Genomic DNA, 18,991 nt, shown 5'->3' with positions numbered 1-18,991 from the left:
GGCTGTCGAGTACAGCTGGCCATTCTGCCATACCCGGCGGGTCGCACCGAACCCGGGCATCACTTGGTCAAGCCTGTATGGGCACCCGGCGCTCCGGGTGCCCATACAGGCGACCGCCCGCGGACCGCGCACTCCCCCACGTGTTCATCCGGCACCCACGAGATGCCGGGCTCGATCACGCATCGGAGCAGAGGGTCAGGCGACGCCCGCGCCGACGATCTCGGGGATGCGGAACGGCTTGCCGCAGCCGCCGCACACGATCGGGGCCTGCGCCAGCACCGACGGGACGACGCGCACGTTGCGACCGCAGTCGCAGACGGCCTTCACGCGCACCCCTCCCCCGGAGGAGCCGTGGCGGGCGGCCGGACCGCGGAAGGTGCGGGTCGTGTCGGAGGTGGTGGCCACCGTGTGCGCCTTCAGGGCCCGCTGCAGCCGCTCCATGGTGGGGCGGTAGCGCCGCTTGGCCTCGGGATTGAGCGTGACCAGCGAGAAGCCGCTGCTGGGGTGCGGTTCCTCGGGGTGGTCCAGGCCCAGCTCCTCGGCGATCGCGAGGAATCTGCGGTTGTGGTAGCGGCCGGCCCGGGAGGTGTCGCGGACTCCTCGGGCGGCGGCGATGCCATGGACTGCCTCATGAAGCAGTCGCTCGAAGGAGAGCGCGTGCCCGCAGGCGGACGACGACTCTCCGATCAGGGACTCGGGCGCGGCAAGATCGGGCAGCTCGGGGTGGTACCGCTGAATGTCGGCCCACGCCTGCGCCAGTTCTGCGGCGAGTACAGGTGGTGTCTGTGTCGTGCTCACGTAATGACAACGAGCCTGAGTGCCGCTGTGTTCCGATTCCGGGCCATCCCAAATAATTTGCACGTACCCGTCAGTTGCCGCTGATGCGTCCGGACGAGGGCGGGTGCGCTGATCTGCGGAGAAGCCTCACAGCTCATAGCAAGCCGGTGCGTAGTCCCACGTACGACCCGGCGCGTAGACGCTGTCCGCACGCCGGGGCACCTGTGGTCGTCCGGTGCGCAAGAGGCATTTCGGTCGCTCTCGGCCGTACCTCAGTAGGCGCGGGCGACGATGGCGACGTTACCGGGTGCGTCGTCGGCGTCGGGAACCGACCCGTCCGCGGCGACCAGACACCGTACGGTCACCGCGTGCTCACCGAGCCTGGCCTCGCCCTTTTCGCCGAGCACCACCCAGGGGACGCGCGCCCAGCCGCCGGCGGTCGCTGCCTCGACGGCCTCCTCGAACGTCGACACGTCCGACGTACGGGACTCCCGGCGCTCGCGCGACTGGGCCAGCAGCAGCGCCTGGTCCTCTTCGAGGATGGTGGGCAGCAGCCGTACGAGCGCGTCGAAGGCCACCGGTTCCTTGCCGCCCGGGATACGGCGGACGAGCATCGCCGTACCGCTCTCCAGGTCACGGGGGCCGACCTCGATGCGTACGGGTACGCCCTTGAGCTCCCAGTCGACGGCGCGGCGGCCGAAGGGCACGTCCGTGCGGTCGTCCACGCGCACGCGTACGCCCGCCGCCTTCAGCCGGTCGCCGATCTCGCGGACCTTGGCCAGAACCGCCTCGTCGCCCTTGATCGCGAGGACCACGGCCTGGATCGCGGCGAGACGCGGCGGGACCCGCAGGCCGTTGTCGTCGCCGTGTGCCATCACCAGGGCGCCGATCATGCGGGTCGTCGAGCCCCATGACGTCTGCCAGACGAGTTCCTGCCTGCCTTCCTTCGACAGGTAGCGGGTGTTGAACGCCTTGGCGAAGTTCTGGCCCAGCTCATGGCTGGTGGCCATCTGGATGGCCTTGCCGTCGCCCATCATCCCTTCGAGGGTGAGGGTGTTGATCGCGCCCGCGAAGCGCTCCTTGACCGTCTTGCGGCCGGGAACGGTGTCCATCGCCAGGACGTTCACCATGAAGTCCTCATAGACGTCACGGTGGATGTGCGCGGCGAAGTCGCGGGCGTCCTCGTAGGTTGCGTGCGCGGTGTGGCCCTCCTGCCACAGGAACTCCGACGTGCGGAGGAAGATCCTGGGGCGCAGTTCCCAACGCACCACGTTCGCCCACTGGTTGATCAGCAGGGGCAGGTCCCGGTAGCTCTGCACCCACTTCGAGAAGTAGTCGTTGATGATCATCTCGGAGGTGGGGCGCACCACCGCGGGCTCTTCGAGTTCCTTGCCTCCGCCGTGCGTGACCACGGCCAGCTCCGGCGCGAACCCCTCGACGTGCTCGGCTTCCTTGGCGAAGTACGACTCCGGGATCAGCAGGGGGAAGTAGGCGTTCTGCGCGCCCGTCTCCTTGATCCGTGCGTCCATCTCTGCCTGCATCCGCTCCCACAGCCCGTACCCGTACGGCCGGATGACCATGGTGCCCCGCACCGGACCGTTGTCGGCCAACTCCGCCTTGGCGACCAGATCCTGGTACCAGCGGGGGAAGTCAATTGCCTGCGGCGTGAGTACGGGTGCCTTTGCCATGACGGGATGCTACGGGCTCACGTTGCCGGCATGTGAATTCTTTTCGTGAGCACAGCGAGCACACAACCTCGGCCCCACAACCCCTGGACGGCGGCTCGGGTGCGGAGTTACCTGGCATACGGGGGAAGTGCGAGCGCGCACTGCACGGGGGCCACCACATCGGAAACAAGGGCAACTCTCGGCGGATTGGGGCGCTTTCGATGACACCTACACTCGTGCGGCAGCACCTGCCTCACGCGGGTCCGGCGACCCGCGTGGACCTGTGCGCACGCGCGCGTGACTGGTCGGAGATCCAGGAGCGGATGTTCGTACCGCTCTACGAGTCCGTCTACGAGCGGCTGGAAGTGGGCACCGGCACCCGACTGCTCGGCCTCGGCTGCGGCTCGGGCCTGGCTCTGTTGATGGCGGCCTCAAGAGGCGCCGCCGTCACCGGCGTCGAGGCATCCTCAGCGCAGCGGCTGAGCCTCGCGAGGGAGCGTTTACTGCCCGAACCGGCGCTCACACGCGCGCGCGGCGACACCCGGCTCATGACGAGACTCCCTGAGGAGGCGGACTCTCCCGCGTACACCCTGGTGACCGCGTTCGAGCCGATCGGCTGTCTCGCGGGCGACTCCGAGGGGCTCAGCCGGACGCTCGCGGCGGCGGTGCCGTCGGTCCGTCGGGGCTCGCCGGTGGTGCTGGTGGGCTGGGGCCCGCCGGAGCGCTGCGCCACGTCGGCGGTACTGCGGGTCGCGGCCCGGCTCGCCGATCCGCCGCGCGTCACGGGCAGTTGGCGCCCCGCGCTCCGCGACGACCTGGAGGAGGTGGCCCAGTGGGCGGGCCTGCGCCCGGACGGCTCCGGGCGGGTGGCATGCCCGTTCGGGTACGCGAACATGCGAAGCGCCGTACGAGGGCTGCTGTCGACGGGAGTGTTCGACGCGGCGATCGCGGCGGCCGGCCAGGAGCAGGTGGACAAGGAGCTGGCGGAGGCACTGCATCCGCATCAGCGGCGGGACGGGACGATCTGGATGCCGAACGTCTTCCGTTACCTCATCGCCCGTACCGCTTGAGGTGACCTGCGGCAGCCGTTGCGCGGAACGCGTGAGGGCGCCCCTCCGGGGAGAGGCGCCCTGCACGCCGTACCGACGTCTGGAGTCGGCTGATCGACTTCCCGGCCGATCGGCTTCTCAGCCCATGAACTTCTTGAACTCGTCCGGCAGCTCGAAGTCCTGCGCGCCCTGCTGGCCCGGCAGACCGAACGCGCCGCCCGGAGCACCCTGGGCGCCGGCGGCCTTGCGGGCGGCGTCCTCCTGCTCCTGCTGCCTGCGCTTCATCGGGTTGCCGGAGCGCTGCTTGCCCTTGGCCTGCTTGGGCTGCTTCTTGGAGCGGCCGGGGCCGCCACCCATGCCCGGCATCCCGGGCATCCCCGGCATGCCGCCGCCCTGGGCCATGCGGGACATCATCTTGCGAGCCTCGAAGAACCGCTCGACCAGGCCCTTCACGGCGCTGACCTCGACACCGGAGCCCTTGGCGATACGGGCGCGGCGCGAGCCGTTGATGATCGTCGCGTCCTGGCGCTCGGCCGGGGTCATCGACTTGATGATGGCCGCCGTACGGTCCACATCGCGTTCGTCGAGGTTGTTGATCTGGTCCTTGATCTGACCCATGCCGGGCAGCAAGCCGAGCAGCTTGGAGATGCTGCCCATCTTCCTGACCTGCTCCATCTGGGCCAGGAAGTCGTCCAGGGTGAAGTCCTGGCCCTTCTTGGACGCCAGCTTCGAGGCCATCGCCTCGGCTTCTTCCTGGCTGAACGTCTTCTCCGCCTGCTCGATCAGGGTGAGCAGGTCACCCATGTCGAGGATGCGGGAGGCCATCCGGTCAGGGTGGAACGCGTCGAAGTCGTCGAGCTTCTCGCCGTTCGACGCGAACATGATCGGCTTGCCGGTCACCGACGCGATGGAGAGCGCGGCACCACCACGCGCGTCACCGTCGAGCTTCGACAGGACGACACCGTCGAAGCCGACGCCGTCCCGGAAGGCCTCGGCCGTGTTGACGGCGTCCTGGCCGATCATCGCGTCGACGACGAAGAGGATCTCGTCGGGCGAGACCGCGTCGCGGATGTCCGCGGCCTGCTGCATCAACTCGGCGTCGATGCCTAGGCGGCCTGCGGTGTCCACGATCACGATGTCGTGGACCTTGGTCTTCGCGAACTCCATGGAGTCCCTGGCGACCTTGACCGGGTCACCGACCCCGTTGCCCGGCTCGGGCGCGTAGACCGCGACCCCGGCGCGCTCGGCGACGACGCTGAGCTGGTTGACGGCGTTGGGGCGCTGGAGGTCGGCGGCGACGAGGAGGGGCGAGTGCCCCTGGTCCTTGAGCCACTTGCCCAGCTTGCCCGCGAGGGTGGTCTTACCGGCACCCTGGAGACCGGCCAGCATGATGACGGTCGGCGGCTGCTTGGCGAAGCGCAGGCGCCGGGTCTCGCCGCCCAGGATCGTGACGAGCTCGTCGTTGACGATCTTGAGGACCTGCTGGGCGGGGTTCAGGGCCTTGGAGACGTCGGACCCGAGGGCGCGCTCCTTGACGTTCTTGATGAACGTCCGCACGACCGGCAGGGCCACGTCGGCTTCGAGGAGCGCGATACGGATCTCGCGGGCCGTGGCGTCGATATCGGCTTCGGAAAGCCGCCCCTTGCCGCGCAGGTTCTTGAAAGTCGCTGAGAGGCGATCGGAGAGAGTATCGAACACGGCGCTCGTCGGTCCTCAGGGGTCGGGGGCAGTGGGTTGCCCTCCAGGGTATCCGGCCTCGCAAGCAATTCGTCCCCGCCTGCGAATTCGGCAGACGGGGACGCGATCTCGCGCGGGCGGTCAGGACGCCCGCATCATCTCCTCCAGCTTCCGTGCCACCGTCGACGCCTCGTCCACCGGCAGCGGCGCGCCCTTGCGGCTGGTCACGTAGAAGGCGTCCACCGCGTTGGACCCCAGTGTGCTGACGTGCATGCTCCGCACCCGCACCCCCGCGTCCTCCAGGGCCCGCCCGATCCGGTGCAGCAGCCCCGGGGCGTCCTGCGCGCGCACCTCGATCACCGTGGCCAGCCGGGACGCGGCCGGATGGACGGTCACCCGGGCCGGCGGCGCCACGACACCCCGTCGGCGCGGGTACGCCGCGTCGCGCTCGGCCAGGCGGCCCGCGATGTCCAGGGAGCCGTCGAGCGCCCGTACGAGGTCGGCGCGCAGGCGGGCCGCCTGGGGCAGGGAGCCGTACTCGGCGGCGACGCGCCAGTCGAGGAGCAGGACCGCGCCCTCGACGCCGTCGGGGAGGTCCAGTGAGCGCAGTTCCGCCGTGCGGACCGTCAGACGGTGCATGGCGAGGACACCGGCCACGGCGGGCAGGACGCCCGGCTGGTCGGGTACGGCGATCAGCAGCTCGACGCCCAGCGGCTCGGGATCCCCGGAGGGCTCCTCCTCCACCGACGCCTCCGCCGGGGACTCCGTCTGGGCGCGCAGCGACAGCACCGGGCCGCCCGTGCGGAACGCCTCGATGGCGAGCCGTTCCTGTTCGGCGGTGGGCGCGACGGCCTCGGGCTCCTCGGGGGCGTCCCCGGCGAGGACGGCGGCGACCCGTTTCACCAGGTCGGCGACGAGCGAACCGCGCCAGGTCGACCAGGCGGCCGGGCCCGTCGCCTGCGCGTCGGACTCGGTGAGCGCGTGGAGGAGTTCCAGCGTGCTCTGGGTGCCGACCGCCTCGGCGACCGAGCGCACGGTGGCCGGGTCCTCCAGGTCACGCCGGGTGGCGGTGTCGACGAGCAGCAGATGGTGACGTACGAGAGTGGCCAGTACCGCCACGTCCGCGCGGTCGAAGCCGATGCGGGCGGCTACGTCCTTGGCGATGATCTCGCCCGCGACGGAGTGGTCGCCGGGCCAGCCCTTGCCGATGTCGTGGAGCAGCGCGGAGACGAGGAGGAGGTCGGGGCGGCTGACCCGGCGGGTGAACTCCGAGGCCCGGACGGCGGTTTCGATCAGGTGGCGGTCGACCGTCCAGATGTGGACGGCGTTGCGCTGCGGGCGGCAGCGGACCCGCTCCCAGTCGGGGAGGAAGTGGGTGATCAGGCCCTCGGCCTCCAGGGCTTCCCAGACCTCGATGGTCGGGCGGCCCGAGCCCAGCAACGTCACCAGTTGCTCTCTCGCCTCGGCCGGCCACGGGGTCGGCAGCGGCCGTGCCGCCGCCGCCATGCGGCGGACCGCGTGCAGGGACAGCGGAAGGCCCGCCTGGGCGGCTGCCGCGGCGGCGCGCAGCAGGAGTACGGGGTCGCGGTCGGGGCGCGCGGCACGGGCAAGGCCCACCTCGCCGTCCTGCTCCACGACGCCCTCGGCCAAGGGGGAACGTTCCGGCGCCGGTTTACCGCCGCCCAGCATGGCGCGCAGGCGCGGGCGTACGGCGCGCGATCGGAGCACGCGCCCCACCTCGCGCCAGGTCACGTCACTCGCGTACGACACGACGCGTGCCGCCTCGTAGACCTGTCGCAGGAGGGTGTCGGCGTCGAGGAGGCCGAGTTCGCCGGCGACCTGGTCCTGTTCCTGGAGGGCGAGGCGGTCGGTGGCGCGGCCGGTGGTGAGGTGGAGGGCGTCGCGGACGTCCAGCAGGCGGCGGCGCGCATCCGTGAGGCCCTCGCGGGGGGCGTCGGCCAGCCAGGAGGCCGCGACCGCGCGCAGGGCGGTGGCGTCGCGCAGGCCGCCGCGGGCCTCCTTGAGGTCGGGTTCGAGGAGGTACTGCAGCTCGCCCTGGCGCTCGGCGCGTTCGGCGCAGAGTTCCTGGAGTTCGGGGAGGCGCTTGGGGGCCTGGTTGCGCCAGTCGGCGAGAACGGCGGTGCGCAGGCCGGCGGTGAGGCCGAGGTCACCGGCCAGGTGGCGGGCGTCCAGCAGGCCCAGCTGCACCTTGAGGTCCTCGCCCGACACCTTCCGGGCCTCGGACTGTGTCCGGACGGAGTGGTCCAGGGCGAGGCCCAGGTCCCAGACGGGGTACCAGAGGCGGTCGGCGAGGGCCGCGACACCGGCGGAGTCGCTGCCGTCGTGCAGGAGGAGCAGGTCCAGGTCGCTGCGTGGGGAGAGTTCACCTCTGCCGTAGCCGCCGACGGCGACCAGGGAGACTCCGCGCAGTCCTTGCGGTCCTTCGGTCGCCGCAGTGAACAGGCCGGTCAGCCACTCGTCGGTCAGTTCTGCCAGGGCCGCACGGCGCGGCGGCCCGGACCGCGCCCCCTCGGTGAGGAGGCGCAGCCGGGCCGCCGCATAGCCGCTGGGTCCCGAGTCCTCTGCATCCTTACGCACGTCCGTACTCGTCACCCAGCGACTCCTGTTCGTCTTTACTGCCTCAGAGCGCGTCCGGACCGCGCTCGCCGGTCCGGACCCGGACGGCGGTCTCGACCGGGACGGACCAGACCTTGCCGTCACCGATCTTGCCGGTCCGGGCCGCCTTGACGATGACGTCGATGAGACCCTCGGCGTCGTCGTCCTCGGCGAGGACCTCGATACGGATCTTGGGAACCAGGTCGACCGTGTACTCGGCACCGCGGTAGACCTCGGTGTGGCCCCGCTGACGACCGTAGCCGCTCGCCTCGGTGACCGTCAGACCGTGGACCCCGAAGGCCTGGAGGGCCTCCTTGATCTCGTCGAGCCGGTGGGGCTTCACAACGGCGGTGATGAGCTTCATGCGTCCACCTTCTTGCTCTCGCCACCGACGGCCGCGGTGACGGACGTACGGGCCGCGCCGCCGCCGGCGCCACTGAAGTCGTATGCGGTCTCGGCGTGCTCGGCCTGGTCGATGCCGGCGATCTCGTCGTCCTCGGAGACGCGCATACCGATCGTCTTGTCGATGAGGAAGGCGAGGACCGCGGAGGCGACCAGGGAGTAGCCGAGGACGGCGAAGACGCCGGCGCACTGCTTCCAGAACTGGTCGAGGCCGCCGCCGTAGAAGAGGCCCTCGACCTCCGACTGGCCCTTGCCGCTGGCGAAGAGGCCGATGAGCAGGGAGCCGACGACACCGCCGACGAGGTGGACACCGACGACGTCGAGCGAGTCGTCGTAACCGAACTTGTACTTGAGGCCGACAGCCATGGCGCACAGCAGACCGGCGATGGCGCCGACCGCGATGGCGCCGATCGGGGAGACCGCACCGCCCGAGGGGGTGATGGCGACCAGACCGGCGACCGCGCCGGAGGCGGCGCCCAGCGTGGTGAACGCTCCGTGGCGGATCTTCTCGTAGACCAGCCAGGCGAGCATGGCGGCGGCGGTGGCGACCTGCGTGTTGACGAACATCAGCGTGCCGACGCCGTCGTCGTTGCCCAGCCACGAGCCGGCGTTGAAGCCGAACCAGCCGAACCACAGGAGACCGGCACCGAGCATGACCAGCGGGAGGCTGTGCGGGCGCATCGGGTCCTTCTTGAATCCGACGCGCTTGCCGATGACCAGGATCACGCCGAGCGCCGCGGCACCCGCGTTGATGTGGACCGCCGTACCACCGGCGAAGTCGATGACACCGAGCTCGAAGGCCCAGCCGCCCGCGCCCCATACCCAGTGGGCGACGGGGAAGTACACGACGGTGGCCCACAGGGCGACGAACAGCGCCCATGCCGAGAACTTGACGCGGTCCGCGAGGGCACCGCTGATCAGGGCGGGGGTGATGACCGCGAACATCATCTGGAAGACCATGAAGGTCAGGATCGGGATGTTGTAGCCGTCCCACAGATCGGTCGTGCCGATGTCACTGAGACCGACCCAACCCGAGGTCCAGCCGATGAGGCCGCCCTTGTCGGTGCCGAACGCGAGGGAGAAGCCGTACAGCACCCACAGGAGGGTGACGATGCCGATGCTGATAAAGCTCATCATCAACATGTTCAGGGTGCTCTTGACGCGGACCATGCCTCCGTAGAAGAAGGCGAGTCCGGGGGTCATGAGCAACACCAGGGCCGAACAGATCAGCATGAACCCGGTGTTCGCGGCAGAAAGCTTGGGAGCCTCTGCGGCCAGCGTGATGGCGGCTGATGCCATCGGCGTCTCCTCGTCATTGGTACGGCCCCATGCGGGCGAAGCCTGAGCGGATTGAGGGGTGGGCCGGTTATGCGCCAGACATTGACGCAGCGCCGTTTCGGTCGACGCCCCTCGATGTTTCGCCGCAGTGACGAAGGTGCCTTGTGTGTTACGGATCGATGAACTGCCGGATGTTGGACGCGCCGATCGTTATCGTGGCGCAACCTTCGTCCGTGGCGGTGGACCGACCGCGGCTGACCTTCCGATGACCTGGCGGGGGAGCCGAGTCGGGCTGTCGGGAAGGCCTGCCGCGGCCGGGGTTCCGGGGGTTCAGACCGCCTCGGCGGTCTCTGGCAGATCGATCGCGAGCTGGTCGGTCAGGTCCACGACCTCGGCGAGATCCCCGAAATCGCGTACAGCCGTGTCGACCGTTTTTCGGATACGAGTGTTGACGCGCTCCGAGCGCACCTTCTTGGCGATTTCCATGGCTTCCATGGCCGGCACCGTGGCCCGCTCGGGCTCCCGCTGGAGGAGGTGGACCGTGGCCATGCCGATCAGATTCAGTGCGTACGACCGCTGGTGATCGGTGTCCTTCGCGAACAGGTCGACGGCATTCCGCATCAGGGGCTCGGCCAGGGAGGCGTAGGTGGGGCTGCGGCCCGCGACGTAGGCCAGGTCACGGAACGAGTGGGAGTTCTCGCCGTACAGCTCGGCCTGGGAGAAGAAGCGGATCCAGTCGGGATCGGGCTCGTCCCAATCGTGTACGTCCGCGAACGTGTCCTCGGCCATCCGCACGGCCCGCTTGCACTTTCCGGGCTGTCCCATATTGGCGTATGCGCGCGCCTCCATCGCATACAGCATGGCCTGGGTGCGGGGGCTCGCGCAGTCGCGGCTGCCGTACTGCGCGAGATGGATCAGTTCGAGAGCGTCGTCGGGCCGCCCGAGGTGGATCATCTGGCGGCTCATGGACGACAGGACGTACGAGCCCAGGGGCTTGTCCCCGGCCTCCTTGGCCGCGTGCAGGGCCAGGACGAAGTACTTCTGGGCGGTCGGCTGGAGTCCCACGTCGTACGACATCCAGCCGGCGAGTTCGGCCAGCTCGGCGGCGACCTTGAACAGCTTGCGGCTGGTGGACTCGGGCTGGGGCTCCTGGAGGAGGTCCGTCACCTCGTGCAGTTGTCCGACCACCGCCTTGCGGCGCAGGCCGCCGCCGCACTGCGCGTCCCACTGCCGGAACATCGCGGTGGTGGACTCCAGCAGCTCCAGCTCGGGCTTGGAGAGGCGGCCGGCCCGGCGCGCGGCGGACGGGTGCTCCGGCTCCTCCGGCGGGGCGGGGGGCACCGGGACGAGCCAGCGCTGCATGGGCTCGATGAGGGTGGGGCCGGCCGCGAGGGACAGCGCGGTCCCGAGGAAGCCGCGCCGCGCCAGCATCAGGTCGCTGCGGGAGAACTCACTGAGCAGGGCCACGGTCTGCGGGGCCGTCCACGGCAGGTCGACACCGGATGCGGACGGCGACTGGCGGGCGGCACGCAGCCCCAGGTCCTCGACGGAGACGACACACCCGAACCGCTCGGAGAACAGCTCGGACAGGATGCGCGGGATCGGCTCGCGCGGGTTCTCGCCGTCGAGCCAGCGCCGGACCCGCGAGGTGTCCGTCGAGATGTGGTTGGCACCCAACTGACGTGCCCGGCGGTTTACTTGGCGCGCCAGCTCGCCCTTGGACCAGCCGCTGCGCACGAACCACGAGCCGAGCAGCTCGTTCGGGCGCTTGTCAGCGCTAGCCGAGGTCATCGCGCTTCCGCCGTTGCCGCCCACTGGAACGCCCCCATTCCCTGAGACCACTTGTCGCCGAGTGCGCCAAGCCCTATCAGAATGCCGGTAAATAGGCTCCGTGTCCGACAGTTCTCACCCTTCGAACGGGAAGCCGACTTGCCTCCGGCATACCCACAAGCGCATGTGCCCCCAGGCCTCGTGCACTCAAAGTAATCCTACGATCACGGCTCCGGCCATGGGGATCCAGGAAACGCCACCATTCGCCACCCCTTCGAATGAACTCACGGGCGACTACACAGGATTCACTTGACAGTGGACGGCCGGGAGTGAGCGGAGCGATGCACTCGAGGGCGCACACCGCCGAGCGCACTACCCGAGGCACTTCCGGGCGCCGACCGGAGCGGGTGAGGGCGGGCGGGAGTGACGGGCAGTCGGAAACGCAGGGTTACGTTCTGGTCGCAGCTCGTAACCACCGGTGCGTCGGACCCGTTGGAGGGGGCATGGGCTTCACGATCGGCAGCAGCCGGGGTATCCGCGAGATCCGGCCAGGCACGCGCCGCCGCGGCCGGTCGTCCGAGTGCACCGCCGTGGCCGAGTACACCGGCCTCTGGGGCTGGGACGTGGTCGCCGGTGCCCGCGCGGCGGGCGGTGCCTGCTCCTGCGGCCTGACCGGCTGCCCCACGCCGGGCGCCCACCCGCTGGGCTTCGCGCCCCGGGTCGCGGCCGGCGCCACGCTCGACGAAGTCACGGACACCTGGGGCCAGTTCCCCGGCGCCGCGGTCATGCTCCCCGTGGGCCGCGCGTTCGACGTGATCGAGGTCGCCGAACCGGCCGGCCGCCGCGCCCTGGTCCGGCTGGAACGGATGGGCCTCCCCCTCGGCCCGGTCACCGCCACCCCCGAGGGCCGCGCCCAGTTCTTCGTCGCCCCCGGCGCCGCCGCCGAACTCCCCGAACTCCTCTACCGCACGGGCTGGGACGACGCGACGCTCGACCTGCACGGCCTGGGCGCCGGTACGTATCTCACGGCGCCCCCCTCCGACCGGGGCGGCCTCGGCCCGGTCACCTGGCTGCGCCCACCCGCCCTGGACACGGCGACCAGGCCTCCGGCGGCCAGGCTGCTGCTGGGGACGCTGGCGTACGTGGCGCACCGGTCGCGGGCGTAGCGCCCGGGTTCACGGCGCGGGGCCACACAGCAAGGCGCCCGTCCCCAACTGCACCTTGGGGGCGGGCGCCTCTCCGTGGGCCCCTTGTCGGGCCTACGGATTTCCGGAGGCGGTGATCAAGACGGTGATCACTCTCCGATAAGAGCGTCAACGAACGCCTCCGGCTCGAACGGCGCCAGATCGTCGGCCCCTTCGCCGAGCCCGATCAGCTTCACCGGCACACCCAGCTCGCGCTGTACGGCGATGACGATGCCGCCCTTGGCGGTGCCGTCGAGCTTGGTGAGCACGATGCCGGTGACCTCGACGACCTCGGCGAAGACGCGGGCCTGGACGAGCCCGTTCTGCCCGGTCGTGGCGTCCAGCACGAGCAGCACCTCGTCCAGCGGGGCGTGCTTCTCGACGACGCGCTTGACCTTGCCGAGCTCGTCCATGAGCCCGGTCTTGGTGTGCAACCGCCCGGCGGTGTCGATCAGTACGACATCGGCACCGGCCTCGATGCCCTCCTTGACGGCGTCGAAGGCGACCGACGCGGGGTCACCGCCCTCGGGACCGCGCACGGTACGGGCCCCGACGCGGTCACCCCAGGTCTGGAGCTGGTCGGCCGCGGCGGCCCGGAAGGTGTCGGCGGCGCCGAGAACAACGTTTTTCCCGTCGGCGACGAGCACACGCGCGAGCTTGCCCGTGGTGGTGGTCTTGCCGGTGCCGTTGACGCCGACGACCATCACGATGCCCGGGGTGTCGAGGTTCGAGTCGGTCTTCACGGTCCTATCGAACCCGGGTTCGAGGATCTGGAGCAGTTCCTCGCGCAGCAGCGCGCGCAGGTCGGCGGGCGTACGGGTACCGAGCACCTTCACGCGCTCGCGCAGCCGTTCGACCAGTTCCTGGGTGGGCCGGACGCCCACGTCGGCGGTGAGGAGGGTGTCCTCGACCTCCTCCCAGGTGTCGTCGTCGAGATGCTCGCGCGCGAGGAGCGTGAGCAGCCCCTTGCCGAGCGCGTTCTGCGACCGGGAGAGCCGGGCACGCAGCCGGACCAGCCGCCCGGCGGTGGGCTCCGGCACCTCGATGACGGGGACGGGAGGTTCCTCGACGGCGACGGACGAGCCGTCCGCACCCTTCGGGAGATCCACTTCCTCTATCGTGCGGCGCGGTTCGTCGCGCGGCGTCTCGGCCTCGTCGCCGATGTGCGGCTCGGCCGGAGGGGCGGTGAGGTCGGGTGCCGTCGGGGGCGCCGGGGGCAGCGGCTTCTTCCTGCGGCTGCCGACGACGAGCCCACCGAGCACACCGAGCACGACCACGGCGATGACTACAGCAAGGATGATGGTTTCCATAGCCGCACCAGTATGCGTGACCTCCCTCCGGCCTGTCCGGTCCCGGTAGGCCGCCCGGCCCCCTCTCCGCGCCTCTAGCGATCTGACACTCCGTCAGCTAATCTCCCCCGGCACACCCGCCGGAAGGGACCCCCATGCCCGTCACCGTCGTACGTTTCAATCTGGTCGCCCCCGATGCCACCCCCGCCGATCTCCGCGCCCGCTACCAGGCCGCGATCGAGATGGCCACGTACGCCGACACCCACGGAATCACCACCGTCCAGACCGAGGAGCACCACGGCGTCGCCAACAACTGGCTGCCCTCGCCTTTCACCTTCGCGGGAGCCGTGTTCGGGGCGACGCGGCGGATCGCGGTGACCGTGTCGGCGGTGATCGGCCCGTTGCACGACCCTTTGAGGCTCGCCGAGGACATCGCCGTACTCGACCTGCTGAGCGGCGGACGGTTGGTCACGGTCGCCGGGATCGGATACCGGCCCGAGGAGTACGCCCATTTCGGCGCCGACTGGAAGCGGCGAGGCAAGCTCCAGGACGAGTTGCTGGAGACGCTCCTGAAGGCCTGGACCGGGGAGGAGTTCACGTACCAGGGCCGTACGGTACGGGTCACTCCGCGCCCGTGCACCGACCCGCATCCCCTCCTCCTCGTCGGCGGCTCGTCGAAGGCGGCGGCCAGACGGGCGGCCCGCCTGGGGCTCCCCCTCTTTCCCAGCGCGCACCTGCCCGAGCTGGAGGCCTACTACAAGGAACGGCTCGTCGAGTACGGCACGGAGGGCTGGACGATGATGCCGGCCGCCGAGACCCCGCTGCTGCACATCACCGAGGACCCGGACCGGGCGTGGGCCGAGTACGGCCACCACTTCCTGCACGAGGCACGGACGTACGCCTCCTGGCAGTCCGGCGACATCCGGTCCGCCGTGAAGTCGGCGGCCACGACGGTCGAGGAACTGCGTACCGAGGGTGTCTACCGGATGCTGACGCCCGAGGAGTGCGTCGCGCAGGGGCTGGACAACCACGTGCTGCATCCACTGTCGGGCGGGATGCCCGTGGAGGAGGGCTGGCGGAGTCTGCGGCTGTTCGGGGAGCGCGTGGTGCCGGCACTGGCGGCCTGACGCACCTGCCGAAAGCCGCTCCCGGCTCGGGCAGTGGCCGAGCCGGAAGCGGCGGTGGATACGGGGAGAAGGGCGGCGGGGACCTGGCCCTCCTCCCCGAGTCGTGGGGAAGGTGATGGGGCTAGCCCATCTCCTCCAGCGTCTTGCCCTTCGTCTCCTTGACGAACCTGAGCACGAACGGGATCGAGAGCGCGGCGAAGATCGTGTAGATCACATAGGTCGCGGAGAGGTTCCAGTCGGCCAGCGACGGGAAGCTCGCGGTGATGGCCCAGTTGGCGATCCACTGGGCGGCGGCGGCCACGCCCAGGGCGGCGGCGCGGATCCTGTTCGGGAACATCTCCCCGAGGAAGACCCAGACGACGACACCCCAGGAGAGCGCGAAGAAGAGGACGAACACATGGGCGGCGACCAGGGCGACCCAGCCCTGGGTGGCGGGCAGCTTGCCGTCGACGAGGTCGTAGGAGAAGGCCCAGGCCTCCAGGGCGAGCCCGACGACCATGCCGACGGAGCCGATGAGCGCCAGCGGCCGGCGGCCGATCCGGTCGACGAAGATCATGGCGATCACGGTGCCGATGATGTTGATGATCGACGTGGTGAACGAGTAGAGGAACGACTCCGTCGGGTCGACGCCGACCGACTGCCACAGCGTCGAGGAGTAGTAGAACGCGACGTTGATGCCGACGAACTGCTGGAAGACCGAGAGGCCGATACCGATCCAGACGATCGGCTTGAAGAAGAAGGTGCCGCCGAGCAGGTCCCGGAAGGTCGACTTGTGCTCGCTCTTCATGGCGCCCTCGATCTCGGCGACCCGGGCGTCCATGTCGATCCCGTCGCCCTCGACCTCGCGCAGCACCTCACGGGCGCGCTCGTCCCGGCCGACGGAGATCAGGAAGCGCGGTGACTCGGGGATCGCGAAGGACAGCAGCCCGTACAGCATCGCCGGTACGACCATCACACCGAGCATGACCTGCCAGGCCTCGACGCCCAGCAGCTTGCCGCGCTGGTCGCCGCCCGCCGCGTTCAGGATGCCCCAGTTGACCAGCTGCGAGATGGCGATGCCGATGACGATCGCGGCCTGCTGGAACGAACCGAGCCGTCCCCGGTAAGCGGCCGGAGCGACCTCGGCGATGTAGGCGGGCCCGATGACGGAGGCCATACCGATGGCGAAGCCACCGATGATCCGCCAGAAGGCGAGGTCGTACAGCGCGAAGGGCAGCGCGGAGCCGACGGCGCTGATCGTGAAGAGCACGGCGGAGATCTGCATGCAGCGGATACGGCCGATACGGTCGGCCATGCGCCCCGCGGTGGCCGCACCGATGGCGCAGCCGATCAGCGCGATGGCGATGACCTGCGCCAGAGCGGCTGAGCCGACGTCGTAGCGGGTCCGGATCGCCTCGACGGCGCCGTTGATCACGGCACTGTCGTAACCGAAGAGGAAACCACCCATCGCGGCCGCCGCCGCGATGAAGATGACATGCCCGAGATGCTCGGGATGAGCCGCTCCGGCTCCTGACTTGAGTGTCTGCTCAGCGCTGGTCACGTACAACTCCTCGGGCCACCGGCAACGCCGCCGGGTGGGGGACCCTCCCAGGTAGGTGGTACCTGAAGGTAAAAACGACATTGCCGAGACTATGCCTTCAAGTTTCCAAGTCAAGAGCGTGATTGATGTGAGACAGAAGGCATGAACGGCCAACTTGCGTTCAAGTATTGAACAAGGAAAAGGGGGAAGGAGGGAAGGCTGGAGGACGGTCGGCGGAGCCGAGGGGGGACCAGAGGGGGACTAACGGAGCCGCTGTGAAATCACCTTCGACACGCCGTCACCCTGCATGGAGACGCCGTACAGCGCGTCGGCGACCTCCATCGTCCGCTTCTGGTGCGTGATCACGATGAGCTGCGAGGCTTCCTGGAGCTCCTGCATGAGGCGGATCAGCCGCTGCAGGTTGGTGTCGTCGAGGGCCGCCTCCACTTCGTCCATCACGTAGAAGGGACTCGGCCTGGCCTTGAAGATCGACACCAGCAACGCTACGGCGGTGAGCGAGCGCTCGCCACCGGAGAGTAGCGACAGTCGCTTGACCTTCTTGCCCGGCGGCCGGGCCTCCACATCCACACCTGTGGTGAGCATGTTGTCGGGGTCGGTCAGGATCAGCCGTCCCTCGCCACCGGGGAACAGTCGGCTAAAGACACCCTCGAACTGCACCGCCGTGTCCCGGAACGCCTCGGTGAAGACCTGCTCGACGCGCTCGTCGACCTCCTTCACCACCTGAAGCAGATCGATCCGCGTCTTCTTCAGGTCCTCGAGTTGCTCGCTGAGGAACTTGTGGCGTTCCTCCAGTGCCGCGAACTCCTCCAGGGCCAGCGGATTGACCTTGCCGAGCTGCTGGTAGGCCCGCTCGGTCGCCCTGAGCCGCTTCTCCTGCTCGGCTCGGTGGAACTGCTTCGGCTGGTTGCGCGGGTGCTCCGGGTCCTCGGGCAGTTCCTCGCCGTCGGCGGGGGGCGAGGCCGGCACCAGCTGGTGCGGGCCGTACTCGGACACCAACCCCTCTGGTTCCACACCGAGTTCCTCCAGCGCCTTGGTCTCCAGCTGCTCGATCCGCAGCCGCTTCTCGGCGCCGAGTACCTCACCGCGGTGCATTGAATCCGTCAACTTGTCGAGTTCGGCCTTGAGATCACGGCCTGCTGCCCGAGCGGCGGTCAGCTCCTGCTCGCGCCGGGCCTTGGCAGCGTCGGCCGCGGTGCGTTCCTCGTCGGCCCGGGACAGGGAGACCTCGACGTGCGCGAGCAGCTGCCGCGCCCCGGAGGCGACGGCTTCGGCGACGGCCGCCTCGTGTCTGAGCCGCGCCCGCCGCTCCTCGGCACGCGCGCGTGCCTCCCGTTCGGCACGCGCGGCCCGGTCGAGCGAGTCGGCCCGTCCGGCCAGCCCCTTGACCCGCTCCTCGTGGGTACGGACCTGGAGCCGGGCCTCCATCTCGGTCTGCCGCGCGTTGGCGCCGTCGGCGGCGAGCCGATCCCGTACTCCTGTGTCGGGCTCCTCCTCGACGGGCATCTCCTCGGCGACGGCCAGCCGCTCGGCGAGCTCCTCGGCATCCTGTACGGCCCTGTCGAGCGCTTCCTGCGCACGCGCCGCAGCCGCGGTGGACCTCTCGGCCTCTCCGGCGGCACCCCTGGCCTGCCCGGCGAGCCGCCCGAGCTGCTGGGCGACGGCCGACTTCTCCCGGTCGGCGGCCCGGCGCCGCTCCCCCAGCTCCTCGACGAACGCCGCACTCTCCTTGCGCCGCTCCCCGGCGAACCGCTGGGCCCCGGCCAACTCCTCGCACCGCACGGCCAGTTCCTCCAGCTCGGCGGCGGCCTCGTCGACGGAGGCCTGCACCTCCAGCAGGCTCGGCGCCCCGGCGGACCCACCGTGCGCGAAGTGAGCGCCCAGCAGATCCCCTTCGGCGGTCACGGCGGTCAACTCCGGCCGCGAATACACCAGTTCCTCGGCGTCTTCGAGCGTCCCGACGAGCACGATCCCGCGCAGCAACCGACGTACGGCGGGCATGAGTTCGGCGGGTCCCCGGACCAGGTCGGCGACAGGGGACGGCCCGCTCGGCCCGCGACCCCGGGCTCCCGGACGATCGCCGGGCGCGGAGCCCTGCCCGTCGACAGCACCGGCACCGCCGGAGGCGGAACCCTCTGCCGGGCCGGATCCGTCGCCCCGAGCCGCTCCCCCGCCCGGACCGCCGGGCCCCGGGCCCGCTTCCTCCAGCGCATCGGCACCGGGCACGCCCACAGCACCGGGGTGCGCGGGCGCTGACGGCCACTGCCCCGCACCGGAAGCGCCCGCCCGGCCGTCGCTCGCGGGACCGCCCTGCTCCCCCGAGCCGGAACCCACCGAGCCACGCACGTCCTCGTCCCACTCCCCCACCGGGCCATCCGGCTGCGGCCCGCCCCCCGGCGCTGCCGGTGTCTGCGCGTCCTCCGGCGCCCCCGCCAGCAACAGTGAAGCGCGCCCCGCGTCCTGCTTGCGCAGCAGTCGGATCGCTGCTGCCGCGGCGGCCGGGGTCGTCACCGCGATCGCGTCCGCCGCCGCGCCGAAGGCGGCGGCCACGGCGACCTCGTGACCCGGGGTGACCGTCAGCAGTTCCGCCGCCGGCCCGAGCAGGCCGGTGAGGCGGT

The 18,991-nt window shown here is 70.3% G+C and carries 13 protein-coding genes; 3 read left to right on the top strand and 10 right to left on the bottom strand.

The genetic code is table 11. The annotated features are described in order from the left end of the window. Positions 1 to 195 precede the first annotated feature (195 nt). Positions 196 to 798: a hypothetical protein gene (locus tag G3I71_RS34140; protein WP_164320827.1), complete on the bottom strand. Its 603-nt coding sequence runs from the start codon at positions 796 to 798 to the stop codon at positions 196 to 198. Between the two features lie 251 nt (positions 799 to 1,049). After that, positions 1,050 to 2,465, bottom strand: a complete 1,416-nt coding sequence (gene proS / locus G3I71_RS34135) for a proline--tRNA ligase (protein WP_164320825.1) — start codon at positions 2,463 to 2,465, stop codon at positions 1,050 to 1,052. Between the two features lie 200 nt (positions 2,466 to 2,665). On the opposite strand from proS, the gene G3I71_RS34130 reads away from it, so the two are divergent. Then, the gene (locus G3I71_RS34130) at positions 2,666 to 3,514 is read left to right on the top strand and encodes a class I SAM-dependent methyltransferase (RefSeq protein ID WP_164320824.1); all 849 of its coding nucleotides are present in this window, start codon (positions 2,666 to 2,668) and stop codon (positions 3,512 to 3,514) included. 117 nt (positions 3,515 to 3,631) lie between these two features. On the opposite strand, the gene ffh is transcribed toward G3I71_RS34130, so the two are convergent. The 5 genes from ffh to G3I71_RS34105 all read right to left on the bottom strand — a co-directional run bounded on the left by ffh (position 3,632) and on the right by G3I71_RS34105 (position 11,281). Next, on the bottom strand, positions 3,632 to 5,191 hold the full coding sequence (gene ffh / locus G3I71_RS34125; protein ID WP_164320822.1) for a signal recognition particle protein: 1,560 nt from the start codon (positions 5,189 to 5,191) through the stop codon (positions 3,632 to 3,634). 120 nt (positions 5,192 to 5,311) lie between these two features. Further along, positions 5,312 to 7,783, bottom strand: a complete 2,472-nt coding sequence (locus tag G3I71_RS34120; RefSeq protein ID WP_164320820.1) for a [protein-PII] uridylyltransferase — start codon at positions 7,781 to 7,783, stop codon at positions 5,312 to 5,314. A 28-nt stretch (positions 7,784 to 7,811) separates the two neighbouring features. Further along, the gene (locus tag G3I71_RS34115; protein ID WP_053739772.1) at positions 7,812 to 8,150 is read right to left on the bottom strand and encodes a P-II family nitrogen regulator; all 339 of its coding nucleotides are present in this window, start codon (positions 8,148 to 8,150) and stop codon (positions 7,812 to 7,814) included. After that, positions 8,147 to 9,487 (bottom strand): ammonium transporter, encoded by a 1,341-nt coding sequence (locus tag G3I71_RS34110; RefSeq protein ID WP_164320818.1) that lies wholly within the window; start codon positions 9,485 to 9,487, stop codon positions 8,147 to 8,149. Before G3I71_RS34110 ends, G3I71_RS34115 begins: the two co-directional genes overlap by 4 nt. A gap of 309 nt (positions 9,488 to 9,796) precedes the next feature. After that, positions 9,797 to 11,281, bottom strand: coding sequence for a hypothetical protein (locus G3I71_RS34105; protein WP_164320816.1), 1,485 nt, complete (start codon positions 11,279 to 11,281; stop codon positions 9,797 to 9,799). A gap of 458 nt (positions 11,282 to 11,739) precedes the next feature. Between G3I71_RS34105 and G3I71_RS34100 the strand changes: the two genes are divergently transcribed. Next, positions 11,740 to 12,402, top strand: coding sequence for a bifunctional DNA primase/polymerase (locus G3I71_RS34100; protein WP_164320814.1), 663 nt, complete (start codon positions 11,740 to 11,742; stop codon positions 12,400 to 12,402). A gap of 128 nt (positions 12,403 to 12,530) precedes the next feature. On the opposite strand, the gene ftsY is transcribed toward G3I71_RS34100, so the two are convergent. Next, positions 12,531 to 13,730 (bottom strand): signal recognition particle-docking protein FtsY, encoded by a 1,200-nt coding sequence (gene ftsY / locus G3I71_RS34095; protein WP_164320812.1) that lies wholly within the window; start codon positions 13,728 to 13,730, stop codon positions 12,531 to 12,533. Between the two features lie 134 nt (positions 13,731 to 13,864). Here ftsY and G3I71_RS34090 point away from each other — a divergent pair, with 134 nt between their 5' ends. After that, a complete protein-coding gene (locus G3I71_RS34090) occupies positions 13,865 to 14,836 on the top strand; it encodes an LLM class flavin-dependent oxidoreductase (protein ID WP_164320810.1) in 972 nt (323 codons plus the stop codon). 121 nt (positions 14,837 to 14,957) lie between these two features. Here G3I71_RS34090 and G3I71_RS34085 read toward each other — a convergent pair whose 3' ends face one another. Then, positions 14,958 to 16,376 (bottom strand): sugar porter family MFS transporter, encoded by a 1,419-nt coding sequence (locus tag G3I71_RS34085; RefSeq protein ID WP_164320808.1) that lies wholly within the window; start codon positions 16,374 to 16,376, stop codon positions 14,958 to 14,960. A gap of 240 nt (positions 16,377 to 16,616) precedes the next feature. After that, positions 16,617 to 18,991: AAA family ATPase (locus G3I71_RS34080; protein WP_164320806.1), on the bottom strand; the 2,375-nt coding region annotated here is incomplete at its 5' end.

Source organism: Streptomyces sp. SID12501, from assembly GCF_010550245.1.
Lineage (GTDB): Bacteria > Actinomycetota > Actinomycetes > Streptomycetales > Streptomycetaceae > Streptomyces.
Note: the sequence above shows the minus strand (reverse complement) of the source record. Positions and strands in the feature narration are given on the sequence as shown.

What these genes read in the sequence shown, in the direction of transcription:
- proS (WP_164320825.1), bottom strand. Translation starts at nt 2,465, where the DNA reads ATGGCAAAGGCACCCGTACTCACGCCGCAGGCAATTGACTTCCCCCGC.
- G3I71_RS34130 (WP_164320824.1), top strand. Translation starts at nt 2,666, where the DNA reads ATGACACCTACACTCGTGCGGCAGCACCTGCCTCACGCGGGTCCGGCG.
- G3I71_RS34115 (WP_053739772.1), bottom strand. Translation starts at nt 8,150, where the DNA reads ATGAAGCTCATCACCGCCGTTGTGAAGCCCCACCGGCTCGACGAGATC.
- G3I71_RS34110 (WP_164320818.1), bottom strand. Translation starts at nt 9,487, where the DNA reads ATGGCATCAGCCGCCATCACGCTGGCCGCAGAGGCTCCCAAGCTTTCT.
- G3I71_RS34100 (WP_164320814.1), top strand. Translation starts at nt 11,740, where the DNA reads ATGGGCTTCACGATCGGCAGCAGCCGGGGTATCCGCGAGATCCGGCCA.
- ftsY (WP_164320812.1), bottom strand. Translation starts at nt 13,730, where the DNA reads ATGGAAACCATCATCCTTGCTGTAGTCATCGCCGTGGTCGTGCTCGGT.
- G3I71_RS34090 (WP_164320810.1), top strand. Translation starts at nt 13,865, where the DNA reads ATGCCCGTCACCGTCGTACGTTTCAATCTGGTCGCCCCCGATGCCACC.